This is a genomic window from Aeromonas sp. sia0103, assembly GCF_963895295.1.
Taxonomy (GTDB): domain Bacteria; phylum Pseudomonadota; class Gammaproteobacteria; order Enterobacterales; family Aeromonadaceae; genus Aeromonas; species Aeromonas encheleia.
Genome location: NZ_CAWQKG010000033.1, coordinates 217355 through 236833 on the forward strand (window position 1 = coordinate 217355; position 19479 = coordinate 236833).

Consider the following 19479-nt stretch of genomic DNA (forward strand, 5'->3'; position numbering starts at 1 on the left):
GGTGCACCTATTTCGGACCAGCATGAGGAAAAGGCATGTTCACCGGTAAGCAGATTGACTACAGCGCGCAGACCATCCGCAACGACGGATGGTGGCCCGACGTGGCCGTCGCCGAGTTCGAGCGACGTACCGCCCAGCCTGCCGACCTGGACCATCAGACCATCGCCTCGGCCCTGCTCTCGGCCATGGGTCAGATCAACCTGCAGCTGCAGGTCTACCAGGACAGCAAACGCGAGCAGGGTTACCTGGATGCAGCCGCCGTGCCCGGGGTCGGTCTCGAGGGCGGCAACAACGCCCTGACCGAGCAGTACCTGGCCGCCCTGTTCACTCGTGCTCAGGCCGAGCTGCTGCCTGCCGCCGCCAGCGTCACCGAGCGCACCGTCGCCAACAAGACCAGCGAGCGCGAACCCCAGACCCGGGATCAGCTGCTGGCCATCAGCCAGCAACTGATCCGGGTCATCAAGGGCAAGCGCCGCTGCGGGGTCGCCCTGATATGAGTCTGCGCCAAGGCTATCAGCTGCAAGCCCTGCACCAGGCCCTCCACGCCGCCCTGCCTGGCAAATGCCAGGGCCAGCTCGACAGCTGGATGGAGAACGGCACCCTGCGCCTGGACCCCAAAGACATGGGACCGACCGGTGCCATCCTCGGCTACCTGAGCTATCAGGCGGTCTACACCCTCGAGGCGCTGCCTTTTCGCGACTGCGATCCGGCGGTGCTGCTCGCCACCGTGATGGCCTGGCTGCAGGACTATGACGCCGAGCGCGAGCGCTTCGAGTTACCCGATCCCGCGTTCAGCATCGAGCCCAACGACGAGCACAGCGCCGACCTGGAGCTGCAGGTCGACTTTGTCGAGGCGCTGCGCCTCTGCCCCGATGATCAGGGCCCCATCCACTGGGCGGGCCGGCGCTGGGTGGTGATGCCCTATGACCTCTGGGTGGCCGAGGCGGCGCTGCTGCAGGTCGGCACACTCCAGCCCCCGGCGACCATCGGGGGGACCCCATGATCAGCATCACCCTGGACACCCGCCGCACAGCAGAGCAGCTCGCCCTGTTGGCCATGCCGGCCAAACAGCGCCAACGCCTGATCTGGCGCGCCGCCAGTGAGATCCGCAACGCCAGCCGCCGCAACATCACCCGCCAGCAGACCCCGGACGGCAGGCCCTGGCCCGGTCGCAAGCACGGCAAGCGCAAGATGCTGCTGGGGCTGCGCAAGCTCATCGTGATCAGCGAAAAGCCCGGTAAGGACCGGGCCGAGCTGCGCTTCAAGGGCGGGGATTATGGCGCCCATCCCGGCGTCATCGCCGGCACCCATCAGCGTGGCCACACCTATCAGGTCACTGCGGGCCAGCAGGCGCGCAAGCTGGCCAAGCCGGAGCAAGGCGCCGGTGAGCAAGCCGGGGACGGGCCCGCCACACCCCGCAAGATGGCCACCCGGGCGCAGGCCAAGGCGCTGCGCAAGCTCGGCTTCAAGCGCCCAGGCAAGCGCGCCGGCCACTACCGTTCGGCCTCGCTCGGCTGGATAACCGAACACCTGGGGTACGCCCAGGCGGGCCTGCTCATCAAGAAGCTCAAGGATGAACCGATCAAGACCAGCTGGGAGATCACCCTCCCGGCCCGCGCCTTTCTCGGGGCGACCTCCGAGCAACGCAAACAGGCCTTTGCCCGCGCCCTGCAGGGGATCAATTACGGCTGGGACCTCTACAAACAAGACCTAAGGAAGTAACGCCATGTGGCCATATGTCCAGATCAACAACGAAAACCAGCTGCAGGGGCCGCTCACCGAGATTGAGCGCCACCTGCTGTTTGTCGGTAGCGCCCCCCTGAACACCGGCAAGCTGCTCTCCTTCAACACCCAGTCCGACTTCGATCTGCTGCTGGGCCCGGCCGACAGCGAGCTCAAGCGCAACCTGCAGGCGGCCATGGCGAACGCCGGCCAGAACTGGACGGCGGCGGGCTACGTGCTGCCCACCGACGGCGACTGGATGGATGCGGTGCGCGAGGCCCAGCAGAGCGGGAGCTTTGAAGGGGCGGTGGTACTGGGTCAGAGCTGGGACGCCGAACAAATCCAAGCCGCCCACGCCCTGAGCCAGGAGCTGATCGCCAAGTGGGGGCGCTGGCAGTTCATGCTGCTGGACGTCGCCCCGATCGATCCTCTGACCCAGAGCTGGAGCGACTACGCCGCCTCCTTGGTTGCGCTGCAAACGGGCATCGCCGCCGACTCGGTGGGCCTTATCCCCCGACTGTGGCCCAACCTCATCGGCGCCTATGCCGGGCGGCTGTGCAACCGCGCCGTGAGCGTGGCCGACAGCCCCTGCCGGGTCAAAACCGGTCCGCTGCTGAGCCTGGGCGACAAGCCGCTCGACATGGACGGGGCACCGCTCGCCCTCGATACCCTGCAACTGCTCGAGCAGAACCGCTACTCGGTGCCGATGTGGTACCCGGACTATGACGGCTATTACTGGGCCGATGGCCGCCAGCTCGATGTCGAGGGCGGTGACTACCAGGTGATCGAAAACCTGCGGGTGGCCTACAAGGTGGCGCGCAAGACCCGCGTGCGGGCCATCTCCCGGCTGGGGGATCGCTCGTTCAACTCGAGCCCCGGCAGCACCGCCGCCGCGGTGACCTACTTTGGCAAGGACTTGCGCGAGATGAGCCGCGCCACCGTCATCAATGGCCAGCCGTTCCCGGGCGATGTGGCGCCGCCTCAGGATGGCGACATCACCATCGAGTGGACCGCCAAGAACCTGGTCGCCATCTACGTCGTGGTGCGCACCGTCGATTGCCCCAAGGGCATCACCGTCAGCATCGTGCTCGACCTCACTCTCAACAACCAGGAGGGCTAAGCCATGACTCGCCGCATCTCGGGTATCAACTTCGACACAGAACTGGCGGGCGTGATGGTACGCGTCGACAAGGCCAGCCTCTCCATCACCGACAACTCGGCCATTGCCACCAGTCGCGGCATCCCCGACGGCTTCATCGACGGGGACGTCTCCGCCGAGGTCGAGTTCGAGCTCGACACCAAGAACTTCAACCTGCTGGGCGAGGCCGCCCGCCGGGCCGGCAGCTGGCGCGGGATGGACACCGACGACGTGCTGTTCTACGCCGATTCGGGCAGCGACAGCTTCAAGGTCGAGGCGTTCGGCGTGAAGTTGCAGATCTCCGATCTGCTCGACGTCGATCCGGCCGGCGGCAAGAAGAGCACCCACAAGGTCAAGGGGCTGGTCACCAGCCCGGACTTTGTCCGCATCAACGGCGTGCCCTACCTCTCGTCCGATGACACCCGGCACCTGTTTTAAGCCCACCGTGGCCCACGAGGACAACCACACCATGCCAAGCAAGGACCCCACCCTGTGGGCCATCGTCATCGCCTGGTTGCTGGAGCACGGATCCGCCATCTATGGCGCGCTGCTGGCCTTGGCCATCGCGTTCCTGCGCATCACCTACCACGGCGGCCGGGGGAAGCAGCGATGCATCGAATCCCTGCTGTGCGGGCTCATCACCCTGGCGGTGGCCACCGGTGTGCGCCTGCTGGGGCTCGCCGAGGACGCGACCCCCTTCATCGGCGGTATGGTCGGCCTGCTCGGGGTGGATACCCTGCGCAGCGCCGCCGAGCGGCGCATCGATGCCCGTGCCAACCAAATCAACGATTAACCCACTCAATTTCTTAAGGAAAACACCATGAGCAAGATCATTACCCTGACCGTCGCCGGCGCCGAGCTCTGCTTTGAACCGACCCTGACCGCCTACAACGGTTACATCAACGATCTGATGCCCGCCGACAAGGTGGCGCCGTCCCACAACTACCTCAAACGCATCGTCAGCACCCAGAGCAAGGCCGCCCTGGATGAGCTGCTGGCCCGTCCCGGCGCCGCCCTGCAGCTCGCCACCGCCATCAATACGCAGTTCGCCCCGACCCTGGACATCACCGTAAAAAACTGACCGCGCGCGCCGAGGCCATCGACCGCAACCAGTTGGAGCAGGTGCTGACGCTGCGCCGTCACTACCTGCCCCAAGCCGACGATGATCTGGACAGCCTCGCCCGCGCAATCTGGCTCGACAAGCACGAACGGGAACGCCTCAGCCACGCGGTGGCTGACGGCATCGCCAAAGCCTTCAACGGATAACGAGTAGCAGCATGGCCTGGATGGAACAACTGATGATGCAGGTGGCGCTGGTAGACGGCGTCACCAAGCCGCTGCTGGGGATCCAGCAGCAGGTCACTGCGCTCGGTGACTCCGTCGGCCAGGGCTATGAACAGATGGCCATGGGTGCCACCGCGGTGGTGGCGGGCGGGCTCGCCATCGCGGCGGTGCTCACGCCTGCCATCGAGATGAAGCAGGCGCTGGCCGAGGTGGCCACGCCGGACATGACCCAGGAGGTGCTGGATACCTTGAGCCGCACCGCCCTGCAGTTCTCCGTCGATTACGGCCAGTCCGCCGTCAGCGTGCTGGAATACACCTCGGCCATGAAGAAGGCCATGCCCGGGCTGCCCGATGCCATGCTCGCCAGCATGACCCAGACCTCGGCCATCCTGGGCGCCGCCACCAAGTCCGACGCCGACACCGTGAGCCAGTATTTCCGGATGCTCTACGGCAACTACAAGCAGTCGGCCGACGCCATGGGTCAGGGCGAGTGGGCCGCCCGCGTCGCCGGCCAGACCCACCTGCTCACCCAGCAATTCGGCGTCTCCATGGAGCAGATGATGGGCGCCGTGGAGGGCATGCACTCGCTGCCCTCCACCATGGGGGTGGCCATGGAGGAGCAGCTGGCCATCCTCGCCATGCTGCAGACCCGCATGGGCGAAGGGGACGCGGTCACCCAGTTCACCGCCCTGCTGGAGGGGGCCACCGCCGCCCAGGAGAAACTCGGCGTCGCCATGGTGGACAGCCAGGGCAATCTGCTGCCTATCCAGCAGATCTTGAAAAACATTCAGCCCCTCATCGACCAGATGGGCGGCGCCGAGGCCTGGGCCCTGCTCGATGAAGCGGGGCTCGGTGATGGCGCCCTCTTGCTGCAGCAGCTCATCGGCGACAGCGCCACCCTGGACAAGACCCTGGCCAACCTCAAGGGGGTGGACGGCATCGATGCGCTCAGCGAGAAGCTCAAGGGCACGATCTCCCAGTGGGACAGATTGACCAATGCCTGGTACGCCATCCGCGCCGCCGCCTTTTCGTCGGTCCTGCCCGCCATCGAGGCAGTGGTCGGGATGTTTGCCGACGGCGCCGCCGTCATCGTGCGCTGGACCCAGCTTTTCCCACACCTCACCCAGGTGATCAGCACGGCGGTACTGGCCATCGCGGGGCTTGCCATCGCCACCGGCGCCTGGGTGCTGCTCACGGCACTGGGCTCTCTGGTGGCCAAGGGCTGGGGCGTGGCGTTGATGCTGCTTAAGATGCCGCTCACCCTGCTCAACGGCTTGCTGGCGTCCTTCCGGGCCATCCTGCTGGCGGTCAACCTCGCCATGTACGCCAACCCGATCGGCCTGCTGCTGCTCGGTATCGTCGCCCTGGTCGGCGCCGTGGCCGCGGCCATCTACTACTGGGACGACCTCAAGGCCATCCTGGCCGACTGGGGGGTATTCGAGATGCTCGGCGGCGTGATCGACGGCCTTTGCACCAGCTGGCAGACCTTCACCCAGTGGCTCAGCGACCTCTCCCCCTTTGAGCTGCTGGGCGAGGCCGTCGGCTGGCTGATAGAGCAGCTCAACCAGATCCCGGGGGTGAGCATCGAGTGGGAGGGATTCACCAAGCTGCCCACCGCGCCGGCGCTCACGGCGCCGGTCAACGGCGAGCAGATCACCGCCCCGCTCGCCCGCTACCGCCAGGGGGCGCCCTCCAGCGTCCCGACCGGTGGCCTCGGCCAGCAGCTGGTGCAGGCCAATGCCCGCGCTAGTGCCGCCGCGCAGCCGCCCACCAAGGCGATGCAGATAGGCGAAGTGCACAACCACTTCCAAAACCCCCTGACCCCACAAGACATGGCCCAGAACCTCTGGCTGGAGACCCCGGGATGAGTGACCCCTATTACGTCGACCTGCTGGTTGAGAACGGCGCCTGGGTACTGGATGCGGGCAGCCAGCCCCGCATGACCAGCGATCGCCACAGCATCGGCCAGGACATCCAGCACCGGCTGATGGAGTCGGGGCTGGCCAGCAAGCTCATCGGCGAGCGCAGCGCCACCCTGCGCGCCGACGTCATGACCGAGATCGAGCTGCAGGTCGAAGGCGACGTGCGGCTGGTGCCCGGCACCATCAACGTCATTGAAGAGGCAGCCGATCGCATCCTGATCAGCGCCATGACCTACGAATACGGCCTTGTGGAGACCACTGTATGAGCCAACGCCCTCACGTCGATTTTCTGCCGCTGCTGGCCTCGGCCGGTGTGCCCACCACCGCCGAGGCCATGGAGGCTGAACTCAAGAAGCAAACAGAGGCCGCGGGGTCGCTGATTTCCAACGACGCCGACGTATCCCCGTTCTGGCGCCTGGTGCGTGCCGTGGTCATCACCCCCGCCATGTGGCTCATCGAGACGCTGCTGGCCACCCATGTGCTGCCGGCCACTTTTGCCGCCACGGCCACCGCCACCTATCTCGATCTCAAGGCCTGGGACGTCAACCTGCAGCGCAAGCCGGCCACTGCCACCCAGGGGGTGATTGAGTATGTGAAGAGTGACCCCGCCGCCAGTGTCCTCATCCCGACCAACGTCTGGATAGGGACCGAGCCCATCAACGGCACCCGCTACCGGGTCAAGCCAGTGCAGGAGGTCATCAGCCCCGCCGGCGAAGCGGTGGCCCGGGTTATCTGCGCCGCCGAGTTTGCCGGCACGGCTTGGAACCTGGCCCCCGGATACTACTGCCTGCTGTCCGAGCCCATCGAGGGCATCTTGTCCGCCAGCAACCCGCCCGACTGGATCACTGCCTCAGGCGCGGATGCCGAGGAAGACGATGCCCTGGGCCTGCGCATCCAGAACCAGTTCTCCACCACCGGCCACTATCACATCGATGCGGTCTATCGCGGCATGTTGGCCAGCGCCGCCGGCGTGCGCGCCGATCACATCTTCTTTGAACACGACGGTCCGCGCGGTCCCGGTACCGCTAACGCCTACGTGCTGATGGAGGTGGGCCAGACCCCGACCAGCCTGCTCGACCAGCTCAACGACTATGTGGGGCGCCAGGGCTACCACGGCCACGGAGATGACCTGTTTGTTATGGCGCTGCCAGAGACCCAGCACGCCATCCACCTCGCACTGTGGCCGGTGAGCAACCTCACCGACGAGGAGAAGGCCGCCCTGCTCACCACCACCGAGCAGATGATCCGTGCCGCCTTTCGCGAATCGGCCGACTACCCGGCGGTGACCCGCACCTGGCCCAACGCCCGGTTTTCGTTCTCCCAGCTCGGGCATGAAATTCACAGCGCCCTGCCCGCCCTGGTGAGCTTGCAGTTCACCGAGCAGGACATCGTCTCGACCCTCGCGATCCCACGCCTCACCACCGTGGAGGTCACGATCCATGAGTAACCAGCACGACGAGCTGGCCCCGCCGCTGCCCGCCTGCGCCCCGCCCTGGTGGGAGGATGGCGAGACCCTGACCCAGGGCGTCAAGGAGCCCGCCATGCTCTCCCGGGGGATCATGGCGTTCTGGCAGCAGGTGCGCCGCTGGCTGCTCATCTCCCTCGGCGCCGTGGATCCGCTGACCTGCAGCAAGGAGCTGCTGGACCTGCTCGCCTGGGAGCGGGACATCAAGCGCTTCAAGGGCGAGCCGCTCGATCTGTTTCGCAAGCGGGTCAAGTACGCCTTCGTCAACGCCCAGGACTCCGGCGAAGTGGCCGGGTTCAAGCGCATCTTCGAGCGCCTGGGGATCGGCTGGTGCGAGATCCACGAACGGGTCGAGGGCGCCGATTGGGATGTGATCGTGGTGGAGGTGACCGACAGCGCCCTCTCGAGCAACCAGGCGCTGATGCAGGCCCTGATCCAGCACTATGGCCGCACCTGCCGCCGTTACCGTTTTCAAGTGGTTTACCCGATCAGTGCGACCTTGCGTCACGCCCGCATCGACATGAACCAGGAAGTGTTTGCCGCCTCACTCAAAGGAACCCCATGAGCCAAGTCATTACCGATGCCTTCGCCAGCTACTGGCAGCAGTGCCTGGTCGACGAGACCCCGGTCGAACTCGACGAATTTGTGCTGGCCTATGTCCCGGGGCTCGACCCCGACGCCCCCATCGACCCGGCCAGCGGCCTGCCGCTGCCCGAGCAGATCGTGCACCGCCACGCCGTGGACCAGCGCGGGCGCATCAACAACGACGCGGTGGCCTACTCCATCGTGATGGACACCACGGTCGGCGATTTCACCTTCAACGCCATGTACCTCATCAACTCGGCCCAGAACCTGGTGGCCATGATCGTGCACAAGGGGGACGAGGCCAAACTCAAGACCGACCCCGCCAATGGCCAGACCGGTAACTCCCTGGTCAAATCCATGCTGATGGAGTACGACCGCGCCGCCGAGGCGAGCGAGACGGTGATCGACGCCAGCACCTGGCAGATTGACTACGCCGCGCGCCTGCGCGGGATGGACGAAGACCTGCGGCGCCAGGCCCTGGGCACCTTCGGCCAGGCCGCGTTCTATGGGGACGGCTTCAAGCTGGTAAACGCGTCCGGGCTCTACAAGGTGCAACCTGGTCAGGGCTATGTGGGCGGGCTACTGGCCCTGCTCACCAGCGAGCAGGAGGTGACCCCCAGCGCCAAGCCAATGGGGCTCTGGCTCGACGTATACCGGGCTGGCACGCTGCTCAGCCCCTGGGTCAACCACCTCACCCTGACCTTGAGCGCCGCGGATCTGGTCGACTACGTGGATGCCAACGGCTACCCGCATTTCGTCACTAAGCTGGCAGTGATCAACGCCGATGACAGCGTCACCGATACCCGCGCCAGGCGCACCCTCACCCTCACCGGCGACGTGACCGGCGAGGCCAGCTTCAACGGCCCCGACAGTATCCAGCTCGAGGTGGCCATCAAGGACAACAGCCACGGCCATACCATCGAGAACGTGGCGGGCTTGGCGCAGGCACTGGAGGGCAAGGCTGAGACAGAACACACCCACACCCCGGGCGAGGCCGGCGCAGCCCCGGCTGAACACGGGCACGAGATGGCTGACATTGAGGGGTTGGGCGAGACGCTGGCCGCAAAACATGCCATGGCTCAGATCGTGCTCCAGGCCCCGGCGGGGGCCGTGACCGGAACCTGGTATCCCGTCCTCGTCCACCTTGATGTCGGGTCAAGCGGGACGCCTGTCACCATCCATACGGTATCCGGTGGCTCTAGCCTGCCGATGAACTGCAGCAGCTTTGCTGGCACGGTCAGCGCGGGTGGATGGACTGACCGGGGTTCTCAATACTCTGGCGAGTTCTTCCAATACGAGCCTGACGAGATCTCGCTGAGCTGCATGACCGTCCCCTCTGAGAGCACGGGTGCCGTCGCCTTCTACGTGGATGGCGCGGCGTTCCCGGTGGCCATTGAGTACCGTGATACGCTGCCGCCGCCCGTGACTGGGACCTCGGTGGTCTATGGCACGTCAACGTTCACGCCGTCCACCACCCCGCACGTGGGCGCGGGCACGAAAACCCAGCTATTAGCCCCCCTGGACGCCGGCCCCGGCTTCTACTCCGCCCGCCAGGGACGGGTGTATGGCAAGAACTCTCCGCCGACCGCAGCGGAGGTGGGGGCTGCTCCGGCATCACACTCTCACTCTCCTGCGGAAATCGGGGCCGCCCCGGCATCACATACTCACCCCCCTGCAGAAGCGGGGGCCGCCCCGGCATCACATTCCCACACCATGGACCAAGTCGCCCGCGTCACCCCGGGCAGTGGCGCCGGAGGGGCTTCGCTTGCCGTCAACATGGCGGGTAGGTCCATCTATCACGTTATCGCGATATTAAGAGGCCGGGCGGTCTGGCTGACGGCGCATGTCACTGACACATCTGTGACCTTCACGAACCGAGGTGGGGAGAACGCTGACCGCGACTACGATGGCGTGCTAAACGCATCCTTTGATGGCGCCACTCTCACCCTCTCAATCAACAAAGAATTTACCGCTATCTGGGCTCTTTATTATTAAGGGAATGTATGAAATTTGAAGATGCAATGGGTGAGTTGAAAGCGGGCGGTAAGATCGGCCGCTCAGGAGTGTCCGGGGTGGCATACATCGAGCTGGTCACCGGTGAATATCCCTACCTCAGGGGGGTGTCCACGGTAGCGCTGGGGAGTGTGGAGCTGCCCATCCTGTTCACGGCCAATGATGTGCTGGCTGATAACTGGGAGGTGGTGCCTTCTGATGTGGTGGTCGCTGTGAACACCCGCACCGAACTGATGGACTCCATCCGCAGCGCCTACGCGGTCCTGCGTGACTACCAATCCCAGAATGACCTCATGAACGCGGCGCGTTGGCATGATTACTACCTGCAGCTGAGCGCAATGAGCTACCTGGAGGATGTGCCTGCAAAGGATCAATGGCCAGAGGCCCCCCAATGAGTTGGACGAGCGCCGCCATCACACTGCCCGCCGCCTTGGTCAGCCTTCGCCAGCAGGCCGAGGGCGTGCTGGGCCAGGTGCCCGGCGTCATGACCGAGGCGACCGGTCGCCTGACGGCCTTGGCCGAGCGGGCCCAGTACCGCCGCCATTCCCTCAGCAACGAGGCCGCCGCCCTGCTGGGGCTGCGCGCCGAGTTGGATGCTCTGCTGGCCACAGGCCGGCAACTGGCCGTCACTCCCTTCATGCACAGCGTGGGGCAGCAGCAGGATAGCCAGTGGACCCTCTCGGCCGACGCGGCGGTCAAGGCCCTGGCAGCCAAACTGCGCGATGGCGCCGACCCCTTGCACCCCACCGGCGAACAGCATGCCATCGGCTGGCTGGTCACCGGCAACCATCCCACTGAGCTTGCCAATGCCTTGGCTGCGCTCTGCCCCTGGTTGCCAGTTCCGGCGTGGTGCGCGGCCCTGCGCCGGCTGCAGGTCGCATCGGACACCATGACCCTGCCGAGTGCCCCCAAAGCGCCCTACTGGACACCGGATGAGCCGCTCACCTGGGATCCCCTGCGTGCAGGCCGTCGCCTGGTCGGGGCCGAGCTGGCCCAGCTGGAGAGCCTGGCAGCCGACCAGGCTACCCCCATCGAGCGGCTGAGCCAGCTGGCCAGCCGCCGCCAGCAGCACCTGACTCACCTGGTGGAGCAGTTGGACCAGTTGGCCAGGCTGGAGGGCCAGCTGTGGTGTTGGCATGGCACAGGGAGCATCGAGGCGCTGGCCGCCCAGCTGGAGCAATCCGGCCCGCCAGCGGCCCAGAGCCAGACCGTCGGCGCCCTGCTGCTTTCCCCCTCCCCGCTCACCTTCTGGCAGGAGCTGACCCCATGAGCACCACCATGTTGACCCTGGACGGCGAACCTATCGCCCTGCAGTCGATGCGCATCACCGCCGGCATGCAGTTCATGGACGCCGACCAATCGGGCCAGACCAGCGCGACCAGCACCTCGGAGCAAGGCGCCAAGGCCAAGGAGCTGGACGTCACCGGCCTCATCCCCTTCAAGGAAGAGGGCAAGCTGGCCCGCCTGTTTGAGCTGGCTGACGCCAAGTCAGAAGGCGGCCAGCGCCACCTCTACCGGGTGGGCAGTCTGCTGGCCAAGAGCATCAAGGTGCGCCAGGCCAAGTTTGCCGGGCGCATCAGTGCCACCGAACAGGAGGGGCTGCTGGCCTGGCACATCCAGTTCACCCTGCGCGAACACAACTCGGTACCGGAGAAGCGCGAGCAGCGCAAAGCCCCGCCACCGCCCAAGGTCGGCCAGGGCACGGACAACACCAGCAAGACCGGATCGAGTGCCACCACCCCACAGGGCGGCGACTCCCAGGACTTGACCTGGTTCGAGGAGAACGTCTTGAAACCTGCGGATGACTTTTTCTCATGAAACTGAGCACCCGGGCCGCGGTAAGCGGCCAACCCGTTCACCTGGTCAGTCATGACATCGTGCTGGATCTCTCGGCAGGCGGGCGCGCTGCCCTCACCGTCAAGGGCGCTGTCAGCAAGAAACAGGTGGTCACGGTCGATCTCGGATACAACGGCGATCTACGCCGCTGGTTTACCGGCTACGTCTACAACGTGACCCCGGCCGAGAACGGCAGCCAGCAAGTGCTGTGCCGGGAACTGGCCGCGGTACTTGGCAGCACGTTCCCGGTCAGCCAGCAGCATGCCACCCTGCGCGGCCTGCTGACCTGGCTCGCCGATCAGAGCGGGCTGGCCTTCCTGCTACCCGATGGGGCTGACTACACCGACCAGCCTATCCCCAACTTCACCAGCGCTGGCACCGGCTATCAGTTGCTGGCTCACGCGGGGCGCGCCTTCGCCATCCCCGATTTTTGCTGGTACCAGCAGCCCGATGGCGCCGTCTATGTCGGCGGTTATACCCACAGTCGCTGGCACGGCAAGGACATGCCCCTCGATGCGTCCTGGTCAGCCAAGCAGGCGGGCGACACCCTGACCATGGCCCCTGTGCCCAGCCTGCGCCCGGGGGCAACGCTCAATGGCCAGCGCATCACCCGGGTGCGCCTGTCGGGTGACCAGATGAGCCTGACCCTGGCTACCCCGGGCAAGGCGGTAAAGTCTCCCCAGCGCCATGCCATGGAGCACGAGTACCCCGAGCTGGCCGATAATCTGCACCTGCCCAAGTTTGGTCTGGTCGAGCGCATCAGCGATCGCGCCAGCGCCGGCCAGCTCAATGACCCTTACCGGCCGCGCTATGCGGTAGACGTGCAACTGCTCGATGAGCATGGGCAACCCGATACCGCCACGCCAGTCTATCTGGCCGTGCCCCTGCCGGTGATGATGGGCGGTGCCGAGCAAGGGCTGCTGCAGTACCCGCAGCCGGGCACCCTGGTTGAGCTGGGGTTTGCCTTTGGCCGTGCCGACAGACCCTTTATCCGCACCATCCTGGGCACGGGCTGGCCGCTGCCAGACATCGCCCCGGGCGAGCAGCTGCAGCAACAACGGGCCGAGGTGTTCGAACGTACCGATCCGGTGGGCAACCAACGACGCACCACCGACCGCACCCAGCATGATGAGGCCCACACCATGGTGCGCGAGGCGGATGAGTACCAGGGCACGTTCGGTCAGTATCGGCTGCGGGTGGGGCAACACAGTATCGAGGAGGTGGGCGGGTACAAGCGCATCGAGGCGCTCGGCGCCATCGAGCTGCTGGCCGGTGATGACCTGGTACTGGGGAGTCTGGGCAACATGAGCCAGACCACGGCCGGGGACTTGGTCGAGGTGGTGGGGCAACTGCGCCGGGCCATCGCCGGCGAACTGCAGCACCTGGAGGCCCCCCGATCGTGGATGGGGACCGACAGCATCAACATCTTCAACTTGCTGCTGCAGCTGATGAACGTGGTGGAGCAATTGGCCAGCACCAGCGCAGACCACACCCACCCCGACCGGGGCCAACCACCGAACCAGCAGGGCAGTTTCAGCCAGCAAGCAGAGCAGTCTGGAGAGCTGGCGGGACAGCTCTCCCCCATCCTCGAGTAACCCACCAAGCGAAGAAGGCCCCACATTGTGGGGCCTTCTTCTTTTCTGCCTGACAGCGCCCAGGCATGGCCAGGGAAGGGCGCCGCATACATGGCGCCATCAGTCAGCCCTGCATCATACGCGAAGCCCAGCGGCCCTCACAGCTGCAGAGCGCTCGCGGCAAGCCTCCCCACCCCACGACATACAGCGTGCATCCTGACACACCCGAGGGCCCCCTGGAGCACCTACGGAAATGGCCCGGACGGCAGGGGGCCACGGAAACCGCGCTCTTCCGCTCCCGCCTGCGGGCTCTGTGAGTAAAATTTTTGCAAAAATGGAGTGCCGCAAAACCAATGCGCGAGAACGCGCCAGTTCTAGGATCTCGGCGAGGATCGGGATCTGAAATCGTCGAAAGAAATTTCCGTTCTTTACCGTTCCGCCGGTATAAAAACCGACAGTGTGAATACGTAACTCATTGAATATATTGTTTAACTCAGGTTTTCAGTGGGGAGTTGCATGATCTGGGGTGATCTGGTCTGCTGTTGGGTAACGATGGAAAGGTGTTTTGATTCAGTTGGTTGAGCGTGATGACGGATAGTCTAAAAACTGAAATATTGAAGGACGACCCATCAGCCTCTTCTGACAAGCTTTGCGTAACGTCACATCAGTATCAAAAGGAAATTAAGAATGGCATCAGTACCAAACAGTGAATATCGCTACTCACAGCGAACTGATGGAGGACCTTTCGCCGAACTGCTGCTTCTCGACAATCGGGGGATACCAACCGATATTCAGGACGAAGTTGAAAGGGTCGAAGTTTACTATTCAGACAAACTTGTTCTTGAAGAAGATGCCGCCGATGAATGGCCTTGGGTACGAATAATGTGTATCACCAAGGACTTTATATCCATATGGCCAGTACAGCAAAGAGGTGACCATCAAGACTATGGTCGGTCATTGTATGGCAGTATTGAAGAGCTTTTCATTGCACCTCGAACCAGCGGTCCCTATGAGCTTCCGACCTCAATTGAAGAACTTGACGACCTTCTTGAATCTCTACCTGTTGGTTTCTATAAAAATTGGCGATATGGTCTCGGTCTACGCTGGGAGTTCCGCAGTATCGTTAATACGATTGCTGAAATACCCGGCATTACAACTGTCTGCTTTCACTGCTCACAAACTCGTCCAGGGACCGACCGATTGGAGCCACCGTACTACTTTCTTGGGATGCAGAGCTATCATCAGCTACGTAGAGAGATAACTTCAGCCACAACCCGCCATCAACGGGCAGCTCGAAAAGAAAAAGCCGCAATATGCCACAACCGCCTTTTACATCAAGTGGCCCCAAAGCAGTTCGATGTAAGGCGCTTGTCACTCCCCGCAGATGCGTTAGCGAATCTATCGGCTAGCTCCCGGGGGCAAGTCACGCTGACCAAACGGGACCAGCGTGCTGCAGTAGCCTTAGTCAGAGGCCACGCAAGTGACTTGGTAAAGTCAGAACCATCGGCATTATTACAACTAAAGCAAGATATTGAGCTGGTGACTCTCCGTGAGCTGATCGGGCGCTGTTCTGAACTGCTAGATAAGTCGACGACTGAACCAAAATGGCAGAGCTTCTTGTCGGCGAACCCCTTCATCCTCACCATGGCGTTTCACTACCCAGTAATTCTTATTGGTGACCAACCCTACGTTGGAGGTAAGCTGCACACTGGCCGAGGAGGCTCCCATAGCGATTTCCTATTGGCTGCTGCTGCCACTAATAATCTTGCCTTAGTAGAGATCAAACGCCCTGGTATTCCTTTGCTCGCTAGCGAATACCGTGGCATCTATCCACCTTCAGGGGATCTCAGTGGTGCAGTCGCACAGGTGATTGACCAAAGAGCTGAACTTCAATCCAGCTTCAAGTACGTGGGTACTGACCTTGATCGCCGGGGTTACCGGCCACACTCCATCGCTTGCGTGGTGATCATTGGTCTAAAACCAGAGGATGAAGAGCGTGCTAAGGGATTTGAGCAATACCGGCATTCGTTGCATGGTGTCCATGTTGTCACTTTTGACGAACTGGTAGAGCGCCTTCAGTCACTCTATGACTTGCTCGCACCAAGGGAAACACCTGAGACCACCAAACAAGATGAGGGCGTGCTGTTTTAGGACATTGCAAAACAAAAACCTATTCAGTACAAAGCCCCGACGAAGCGGGGCTTTGATTTACTCTCAATGTGGTCAACGTGTGGACGCAGTTGATACATATCTTTTAATTTAAATTAGTTACCATACAACTTTAAAACGCTTTACGTGCCTTTCCTGCATCAGGCTCATCGATGCTGTGAGTCGCTAGACATCAAGATCTCAATTTTAACACACGATCACCGCAAATACCCGCTGGCTCTTCACCAAAAAACGATTTCGATCAATAAACCCCGTAGCATGTAGCCACAATTAGAAGTCGCTTTATCTCCTATCTATGCAGCCAAAGCCTAGCGAAAAGACCTACTAGGCATTCAAATGCGTGACAGGACTCGTACAGAGACATATAATGTATGCTTATATACTAGCCATTAAAGTGCAATAGATAATACTAGGATGGTAAAATATATAAGGTAGTTTTCTTCCTAATGTTGAAAACATGTACACTCAAATAAAGAATTATAAGGAAAAGAAAATGCGTTCGAATAACACACTGATCGATTTTATTGAAAATAACATTATTAAAATAGGTGATTTTGGGAATTGTAAATTTCTTGGGAGTGTAATCTACCACTCAGATACTCAACCACTAACGGTAGAGAAGACAATTATAAAAATAATAAGAAATGGAATCGAAGATGGTGAAATTTCATTAAATGAAACAGATAAAATGACTTCTGAAAATTTCCATTTGGTTTTTTCCAACAAATACCAAGATTATTTTTACGACATGAAAAACAATAATCTTGTTATATCTGGAAAATCATCCAAGATGGGTTCTTATAATGTAACTATTAGTTGTTGATTACTAATTTAAGAAATTTAGTGCTCAAGATTTGGATTATCTGGGCTCACTGTCGTCAATGTGCCCTTGTTCGCATTGGAGATTGAAGACATCACCAGTACTTGGTTGAGCTGTCACACGCTTAAGTAACCACTTATCGTTTAGTGCACCCAGTATTCAACATCTAAAGCTGCGGTAGCTACTATCACCATTTATCACCATTCGGCTAAAAACTAAAAAGGTCACTATCACTAGTGGCCTTCGTAAGCCTTTTATTTTAATGGTGCCATAGGTCATAACCGGCGCGGCGCGAACATCAAGGGATTATAAACTTAGCCATAAATAAAAGCCCCGGTGAATGCCGGAGCTTTTGTGTCTGACTTTCTCAATGTGGTCAACGCGTGGACATTGACTGAAATAAATCCTTTTATTTCATGGCATTACAGTGCATTTTCAACCCTCCGCCGGAGGGTTTTTTTATATGTCCGTGGCGGCTGGCCGTCGGCCCCTTCGGTGCCACACTTCAGCGCCCAGCGCTCCCGAAGACATGGAGGCACGGGACCTGACCTCAGGCTTATCCCCAGCAAGGGTCACTCAGTGCCCATGACACGTTTTACTCTGCTCTGACTGTCTCACTGAGGTCGATCGTCGTGGCCAGCCACGCCCCTAATACTGTTAGCGCCTCTGCCCGTCATCCGGCTCGCTGGCACCGGGTCCCCGTCCCTAGCCTTCCCGGCGCCATCCCTCCCCCGGCAAGGCGCCGCCAGCAGCCTCCATTACAGCCAGATAGGGGGGTAACAAGCACCCACCGCTACCAGATTTTCTCTTGGCCAAGGCGATATTCCCCCTGTTTTTAACCATGAATTGTGAAAACGCTGCCAGGAAGTGACGTTAAGGTACTGCCATGACTGGGGTTAGAGACAGGATAGAGAGGAAAAGTGGCTGGATAAGTCATATAGTGCATCCCGGCAAGCCAACGCCTCCATGGCGACATCTCCAGACGCAGTAACGGAGGGTTTTAGGCGAGAAAACTTATGAAACCCAATAAAAGCCCCATATAAAACCCATCAAAAAATCACCATACAAAAACATAAAGCCATGTATTTATTACAAATAATACCATGCAGATGACTTTCACATCCCCCAACCTATCACCGTGGTGATAAAGTGACCTCAAAATTGTAAAAAAGACGCCTTATTCTTATATGGCAATAAAACTGCCTCATAAATACATTTATCATTGTTTTACCCGGCCATTATGGTATCTTGATCCCATCATTAGTCAGTGCAGGGAGACAAAATAATGAAAGAGTTCGTTGTTACCGCCGTATTTACCGTGTTTTTCACTCTGGTTGCCGTCTCTCTGCCGTCACTGGCACAGCTTTGAGTCGGTTGATTGCCCAGAGAATGACATGGTCTGCACGCCATCAAGGCCTGGATGCTGGCTAATCACTCACAGAATATGTTTTTGGTGCCACTGATCTGAATATGCAGACGAATCGGCCTTTATAGCCAATCTGCGCATGTTTTACGATCAAGCCATCGCCAACAAGGGGAGCCTCATGCTCCCCTTGTTGCATTTCTGCCGACGGGATTTACTCTTGCTCCCCTGCCCGTCACAATATCTGCTGGACTCGCCATGCAGGAATTACCATGACCCAAGATGCTCTGCGCCATTGGCGCCGTGATCTTCATCGTCTGCCCGAAGCGGCCTGGTGTGAATTTAGAACCAGCTCCCTCATCGCTCATCATCTGTCTGAACTCGGTTTCTCCGTCATGCTGGGTGACCAGCTGCTGGCCAGCAACCTCATCATGGGACGGGAGATCGACGTCGCGGCCCAGAAGGAGCGCGCCCTGCGCCAGGGTGCACACCCCGACTGGCTGGCCCGTATCGAAGAGATAACGGGCGTGATGGGACTCTGGGAGAGCGGCCGACCGGGCCCTACCCTGGCGTTTCGCTTCGACATAGACGCGGTAGAAGTGGATGAGGGCCAGGGAGAGCTGCATCCCCCCAGCCAGGAGGGATGGCAGTCCCACAACCCGGGCTGGATGCACGCCTGTGCCCACGATGGCCACACCGCCATCGGTCTGGTGCTGGCCGAGCGCATCGCTGCCTTGGCCGAGCGGCTCAACGGGCGCATCAAGCTGTTCTTCCAGCCTGCCGAGGAGGGTTGCCGCGGTGGCAAGGCACTGGCGGCGGGCGGTCAGCTCGACGACGTGGATGCCCTGCTGGCGCTGCATATCGGCATTCATGCCAAGAGTGGCGAACTGGTGGTCAACCCGACCGAGTTCCTCTGCTCCACCAAGTTCGATGTGGAGTTTATGGGCCGTGCCGCCCACGCGGGGCTCGAGCCCAACGCGGGCAGCAATGCGCTGGCGGCGGCCTGCATGGCCACCACCGCCATGCTCGGCATTCCCCGCCACCGGGATGGCATGACCCGCATCAACATAGGTCAGCTCAGCGGCGGTAGCGGCCGCAACGTGATCCCGGGCCATGCCCGCCTGCAGGGGGAGACCCGAGGCGCGTCCCCTGAGCTTAACAACTACATGTTTGGCCAGGTGCAGCAGATAGTGGAAGGGGCCGCCCTGATGCAGGGCACGACCTACCTCATCCGCAAGCAGGGGGAAGCCATCGGCATCGAGAACAGCCCGGCCCTGCTCGAGGAGATAGTGCCGCTGGCACAGGCCCTCCAACTCGAGACCATCCACAGCCGCCGCTTCGGCGCCAGCGAGGATGCCGGCTTCCTCATCGAGCGGGTGCAACGCAGCGGCGGCGAGGCCGCCTATCTGATCCTGGGGGCCGATCTGGCGGCGCCCCACCACCATCCGGAATTCGACTTCGACGAAACCGTGCTGAGCCACGGGGTCGCCCTGCTCGAAGCCTGGTTGCTCAGCCGCCTCGGCACCTGAGAAGCGCGAAGATGAAAAAAGGCAGCCCAAGGGCTGCCTTTTTTGTGGCTGGCGAGGAG

The 19479-nt window shown here is 61.4% G+C and carries 20 protein-coding genes; all 20 read left to right on the forward strand.

Features of this window, described 5'->3' with window-relative positions; genetic code table 11:
- The first annotated feature begins 35 nt into the window (after positions 1–35).
- Positions 36–497, forward strand: coding sequence for a head completion/stabilization protein (locus tag AACW18_RS12305; RefSeq protein WP_218388814.1), 462 nt, complete (start codon positions 36–38; stop codon positions 495–497).
- Positions 494–1003, forward strand: a complete 510-nt coding sequence (locus AACW18_RS12310) for a phage tail protein (protein ID WP_218388815.1) — start codon at positions 494–496, stop codon at positions 1001–1003. Before AACW18_RS12305 ends, AACW18_RS12310 begins: the two co-directional genes overlap by 4 nt.
- Entirely contained in the window at positions 1000–1722 is a 723-nt protein-coding gene (locus AACW18_RS12315) for a phage virion morphogenesis protein (RefSeq protein WP_218388816.1), read from the forward strand. The genes AACW18_RS12310 and AACW18_RS12315 overlap by 4 nt, the downstream gene beginning before the upstream one ends.
- Before the next feature lie 4 nt (positions 1723–1726).
- Positions 1727–2842: a DUF2586 domain-containing protein gene (locus AACW18_RS12320; protein ID WP_218388817.1), complete on the forward strand. Its 1116-nt coding sequence runs from the start codon at positions 1727–1729 to the stop codon at positions 2840–2842.
- A 3-nt stretch (positions 2843–2845) separates the two neighbouring features.
- Entirely contained in the window at positions 2846–3298 is a 453-nt protein-coding gene (locus AACW18_RS12325; RefSeq protein WP_218388818.1) for a phage protein, read from the forward strand.
- A gap of 31 nt (positions 3299–3329) precedes the next feature.
- Positions 3330–3653: a phage holin, lambda family gene (locus AACW18_RS12330; protein WP_218388819.1), complete on the forward strand. Its 324-nt coding sequence runs from the start codon at positions 3330–3332 to the stop codon at positions 3651–3653.
- A gap of 27 nt (positions 3654–3680) precedes the next feature.
- A complete protein-coding gene (locus AACW18_RS12335; protein ID WP_218388820.1) occupies positions 3681–3941 on the forward strand; it encodes a putative phage tail assembly chaperone in 261 nt (86 codons plus the stop codon).
- A 41-nt stretch (positions 3942–3982) separates the two neighbouring features.
- Positions 3983–4126: a DUF6890 family protein gene (locus AACW18_RS12340; protein ID WP_371317034.1), complete on the forward strand. Its 144-nt coding sequence runs from the start codon at positions 3983–3985 to the stop codon at positions 4124–4126.
- Between the two features lie 11 nt (positions 4127–4137).
- Positions 4138–6012 carry a phage tail tape measure protein gene (locus AACW18_RS12345; protein ID WP_218388821.1) on the forward strand — a complete coding sequence of 625 codons (1875 nt, stop codon included), beginning with the start codon at positions 4138–4140 and terminating at the stop codon, positions 6010–6012.
- A complete protein-coding gene (locus AACW18_RS12350) occupies positions 6009–6332 on the forward strand; it encodes a DUF2590 family protein (protein ID WP_218388822.1) in 324 nt (107 codons plus the stop codon). The genes AACW18_RS12345 and AACW18_RS12350 overlap by 4 nt, the downstream gene beginning before the upstream one ends.
- Positions 6329–7513, forward strand: a complete 1185-nt coding sequence (locus AACW18_RS12355) for a baseplate J/gp47 family protein (protein WP_218388823.1) — start codon at positions 6329–6331, stop codon at positions 7511–7513. Before AACW18_RS12350 ends, AACW18_RS12355 begins: the two co-directional genes overlap by 4 nt.
- Positions 7506–8096, forward strand: coding sequence for a phage tail protein (locus tag AACW18_RS12360; RefSeq protein WP_218388824.1), 591 nt, complete (start codon positions 7506–7508; stop codon positions 8094–8096). Before AACW18_RS12355 ends, AACW18_RS12360 begins: the two co-directional genes overlap by 8 nt.
- Complete coding sequence (locus tag AACW18_RS12365; RefSeq protein ID WP_218388825.1) at positions 8093–10111, forward strand: phage tail-collar fiber domain-containing protein; 2019 nt, start codon at positions 8093–8095, stop codon at positions 10109–10111. The genes AACW18_RS12360 and AACW18_RS12365 overlap by 4 nt, the downstream gene beginning before the upstream one ends.
- 8 nt (positions 10112–10119) lie before the next feature.
- Positions 10120–10524 carry a DUF2829 domain-containing protein gene (locus tag AACW18_RS12370; protein WP_218388826.1) on the forward strand — a complete coding sequence of 135 codons (405 nt, stop codon included), beginning with the start codon at positions 10120–10122 and terminating at the stop codon, positions 10522–10524.
- The gene (locus tag AACW18_RS12375; RefSeq protein ID WP_218388827.1) at positions 10521–11399 is read left to right on the forward strand and encodes a hypothetical protein; all 879 of its coding nucleotides are present in this window, start codon (positions 10521–10523) and stop codon (positions 11397–11399) included. Before AACW18_RS12370 ends, AACW18_RS12375 begins: the two co-directional genes overlap by 4 nt.
- The gene (locus AACW18_RS12380; RefSeq protein ID WP_218388828.1) at positions 11396–11947 is read left to right on the forward strand and encodes a baseplate complex protein; all 552 of its coding nucleotides are present in this window, start codon (positions 11396–11398) and stop codon (positions 11945–11947) included. Before AACW18_RS12375 ends, AACW18_RS12380 begins: the two co-directional genes overlap by 4 nt.
- The gene (locus tag AACW18_RS12385) at positions 11944–13560 is read left to right on the forward strand and encodes a hypothetical protein (RefSeq protein ID WP_218388829.1); all 1617 of its coding nucleotides are present in this window, start codon (positions 11944–11946) and stop codon (positions 13558–13560) included. The genes AACW18_RS12380 and AACW18_RS12385 overlap by 4 nt, the downstream gene beginning before the upstream one ends.
- A 666-nt stretch (positions 13561–14226) precedes the next feature.
- Positions 14227–15690 carry a Shedu anti-phage system protein SduA domain-containing protein gene (locus AACW18_RS12390; RefSeq protein ID WP_218388830.1) on the forward strand — a complete coding sequence of 488 codons (1464 nt, stop codon included), beginning with the start codon at positions 14227–14229 and terminating at the stop codon, positions 15688–15690.
- Positions 15691–16201: 511 nt separating this feature from the next.
- Positions 16202–16531: a hypothetical protein gene (locus AACW18_RS12395; RefSeq protein WP_218388831.1), complete on the forward strand. Its 330-nt coding sequence runs from the start codon at positions 16202–16204 to the stop codon at positions 16529–16531.
- Between the two features lie 1632 nt (positions 16532–18163).
- Positions 18164–19420, forward strand: coding sequence for an amidohydrolase (locus AACW18_RS12400; protein ID WP_218388832.1), 1257 nt, complete (start codon positions 18164–18166; stop codon positions 19418–19420).
- Positions 19421–19479 lie beyond the last annotated feature (59 nt).

Excerpts from the sequence above, each read along its gene's own strand:
- AACW18_RS12400 (WP_218388832.1), top strand. The coding sequence starts at position 18,164 with ATGACCCAAGATGCTCTGCGCCATTGGCGCCGTGATCTTCATCGTCTG.
- AACW18_RS12360 (WP_218388824.1), top strand. The coding sequence starts at position 7,506 with ATGAGTAACCAGCACGACGAGCTGGCCCCGCCGCTGCCCGCCTGCGCC.
- AACW18_RS12380 (WP_218388828.1), top strand. The coding sequence starts at position 11,396 with ATGAGCACCACCATGTTGACCCTGGACGGCGAACCTATCGCCCTGCAG.
- AACW18_RS12305 (WP_218388814.1), top strand. The coding sequence starts at position 36 with ATGTTCACCGGTAAGCAGATTGACTACAGCGCGCAGACCATCCGCAAC.
- AACW18_RS12355 (WP_218388823.1), top strand. The coding sequence starts at position 6,329 with ATGAGCCAACGCCCTCACGTCGATTTTCTGCCGCTGCTGGCCTCGGCC.
- AACW18_RS12395 (WP_218388831.1), top strand. The coding sequence starts at position 16,202 with ATGCGTTCGAATAACACACTGATCGATTTTATTGAAAATAACATTATT.
- AACW18_RS12345 (WP_218388821.1), top strand. The coding sequence starts at position 4,138 with ATGGCCTGGATGGAACAACTGATGATGCAGGTGGCGCTGGTAGACGGC.
- AACW18_RS12325 (WP_218388818.1), top strand. The coding sequence starts at position 2,846 with ATGACTCGCCGCATCTCGGGTATCAACTTCGACACAGAACTGGCGGGC.
- AACW18_RS12385 (WP_218388829.1), top strand. The coding sequence starts at position 11,944 with ATGAAACTGAGCACCCGGGCCGCGGTAAGCGGCCAACCCGTTCACCTG.
- AACW18_RS12350 (WP_218388822.1), top strand. The coding sequence starts at position 6,009 with ATGAGTGACCCCTATTACGTCGACCTGCTGGTTGAGAACGGCGCCTGG.
- AACW18_RS12370 (WP_218388826.1), top strand. The coding sequence starts at position 10,120 with ATGAAATTTGAAGATGCAATGGGTGAGTTGAAAGCGGGCGGTAAGATC.
- AACW18_RS12390 (WP_218388830.1), top strand. The coding sequence starts at position 14,227 with ATGGCATCAGTACCAAACAGTGAATATCGCTACTCACAGCGAACTGAT.
- AACW18_RS12320 (WP_218388817.1), top strand. The coding sequence starts at position 1,727 with ATGTGGCCATATGTCCAGATCAACAACGAAAACCAGCTGCAGGGGCCG.
- AACW18_RS12375 (WP_218388827.1), top strand. The coding sequence starts at position 10,521 with ATGAGTTGGACGAGCGCCGCCATCACACTGCCCGCCGCCTTGGTCAGC.
- AACW18_RS12335 (WP_218388820.1), top strand. The coding sequence starts at position 3,681 with ATGAGCAAGATCATTACCCTGACCGTCGCCGGCGCCGAGCTCTGCTTT.
- AACW18_RS12315 (WP_218388816.1), top strand. The coding sequence starts at position 1,000 with ATGATCAGCATCACCCTGGACACCCGCCGCACAGCAGAGCAGCTCGCC.
- AACW18_RS12330 (WP_218388819.1), top strand. The coding sequence starts at position 3,330 with ATGCCAAGCAAGGACCCCACCCTGTGGGCCATCGTCATCGCCTGGTTG.
- AACW18_RS12310 (WP_218388815.1), top strand. The coding sequence starts at position 494 with ATGAGTCTGCGCCAAGGCTATCAGCTGCAAGCCCTGCACCAGGCCCTC.
- AACW18_RS12365 (WP_218388825.1), top strand. The coding sequence starts at position 8,093 with ATGAGCCAAGTCATTACCGATGCCTTCGCCAGCTACTGGCAGCAGTGC.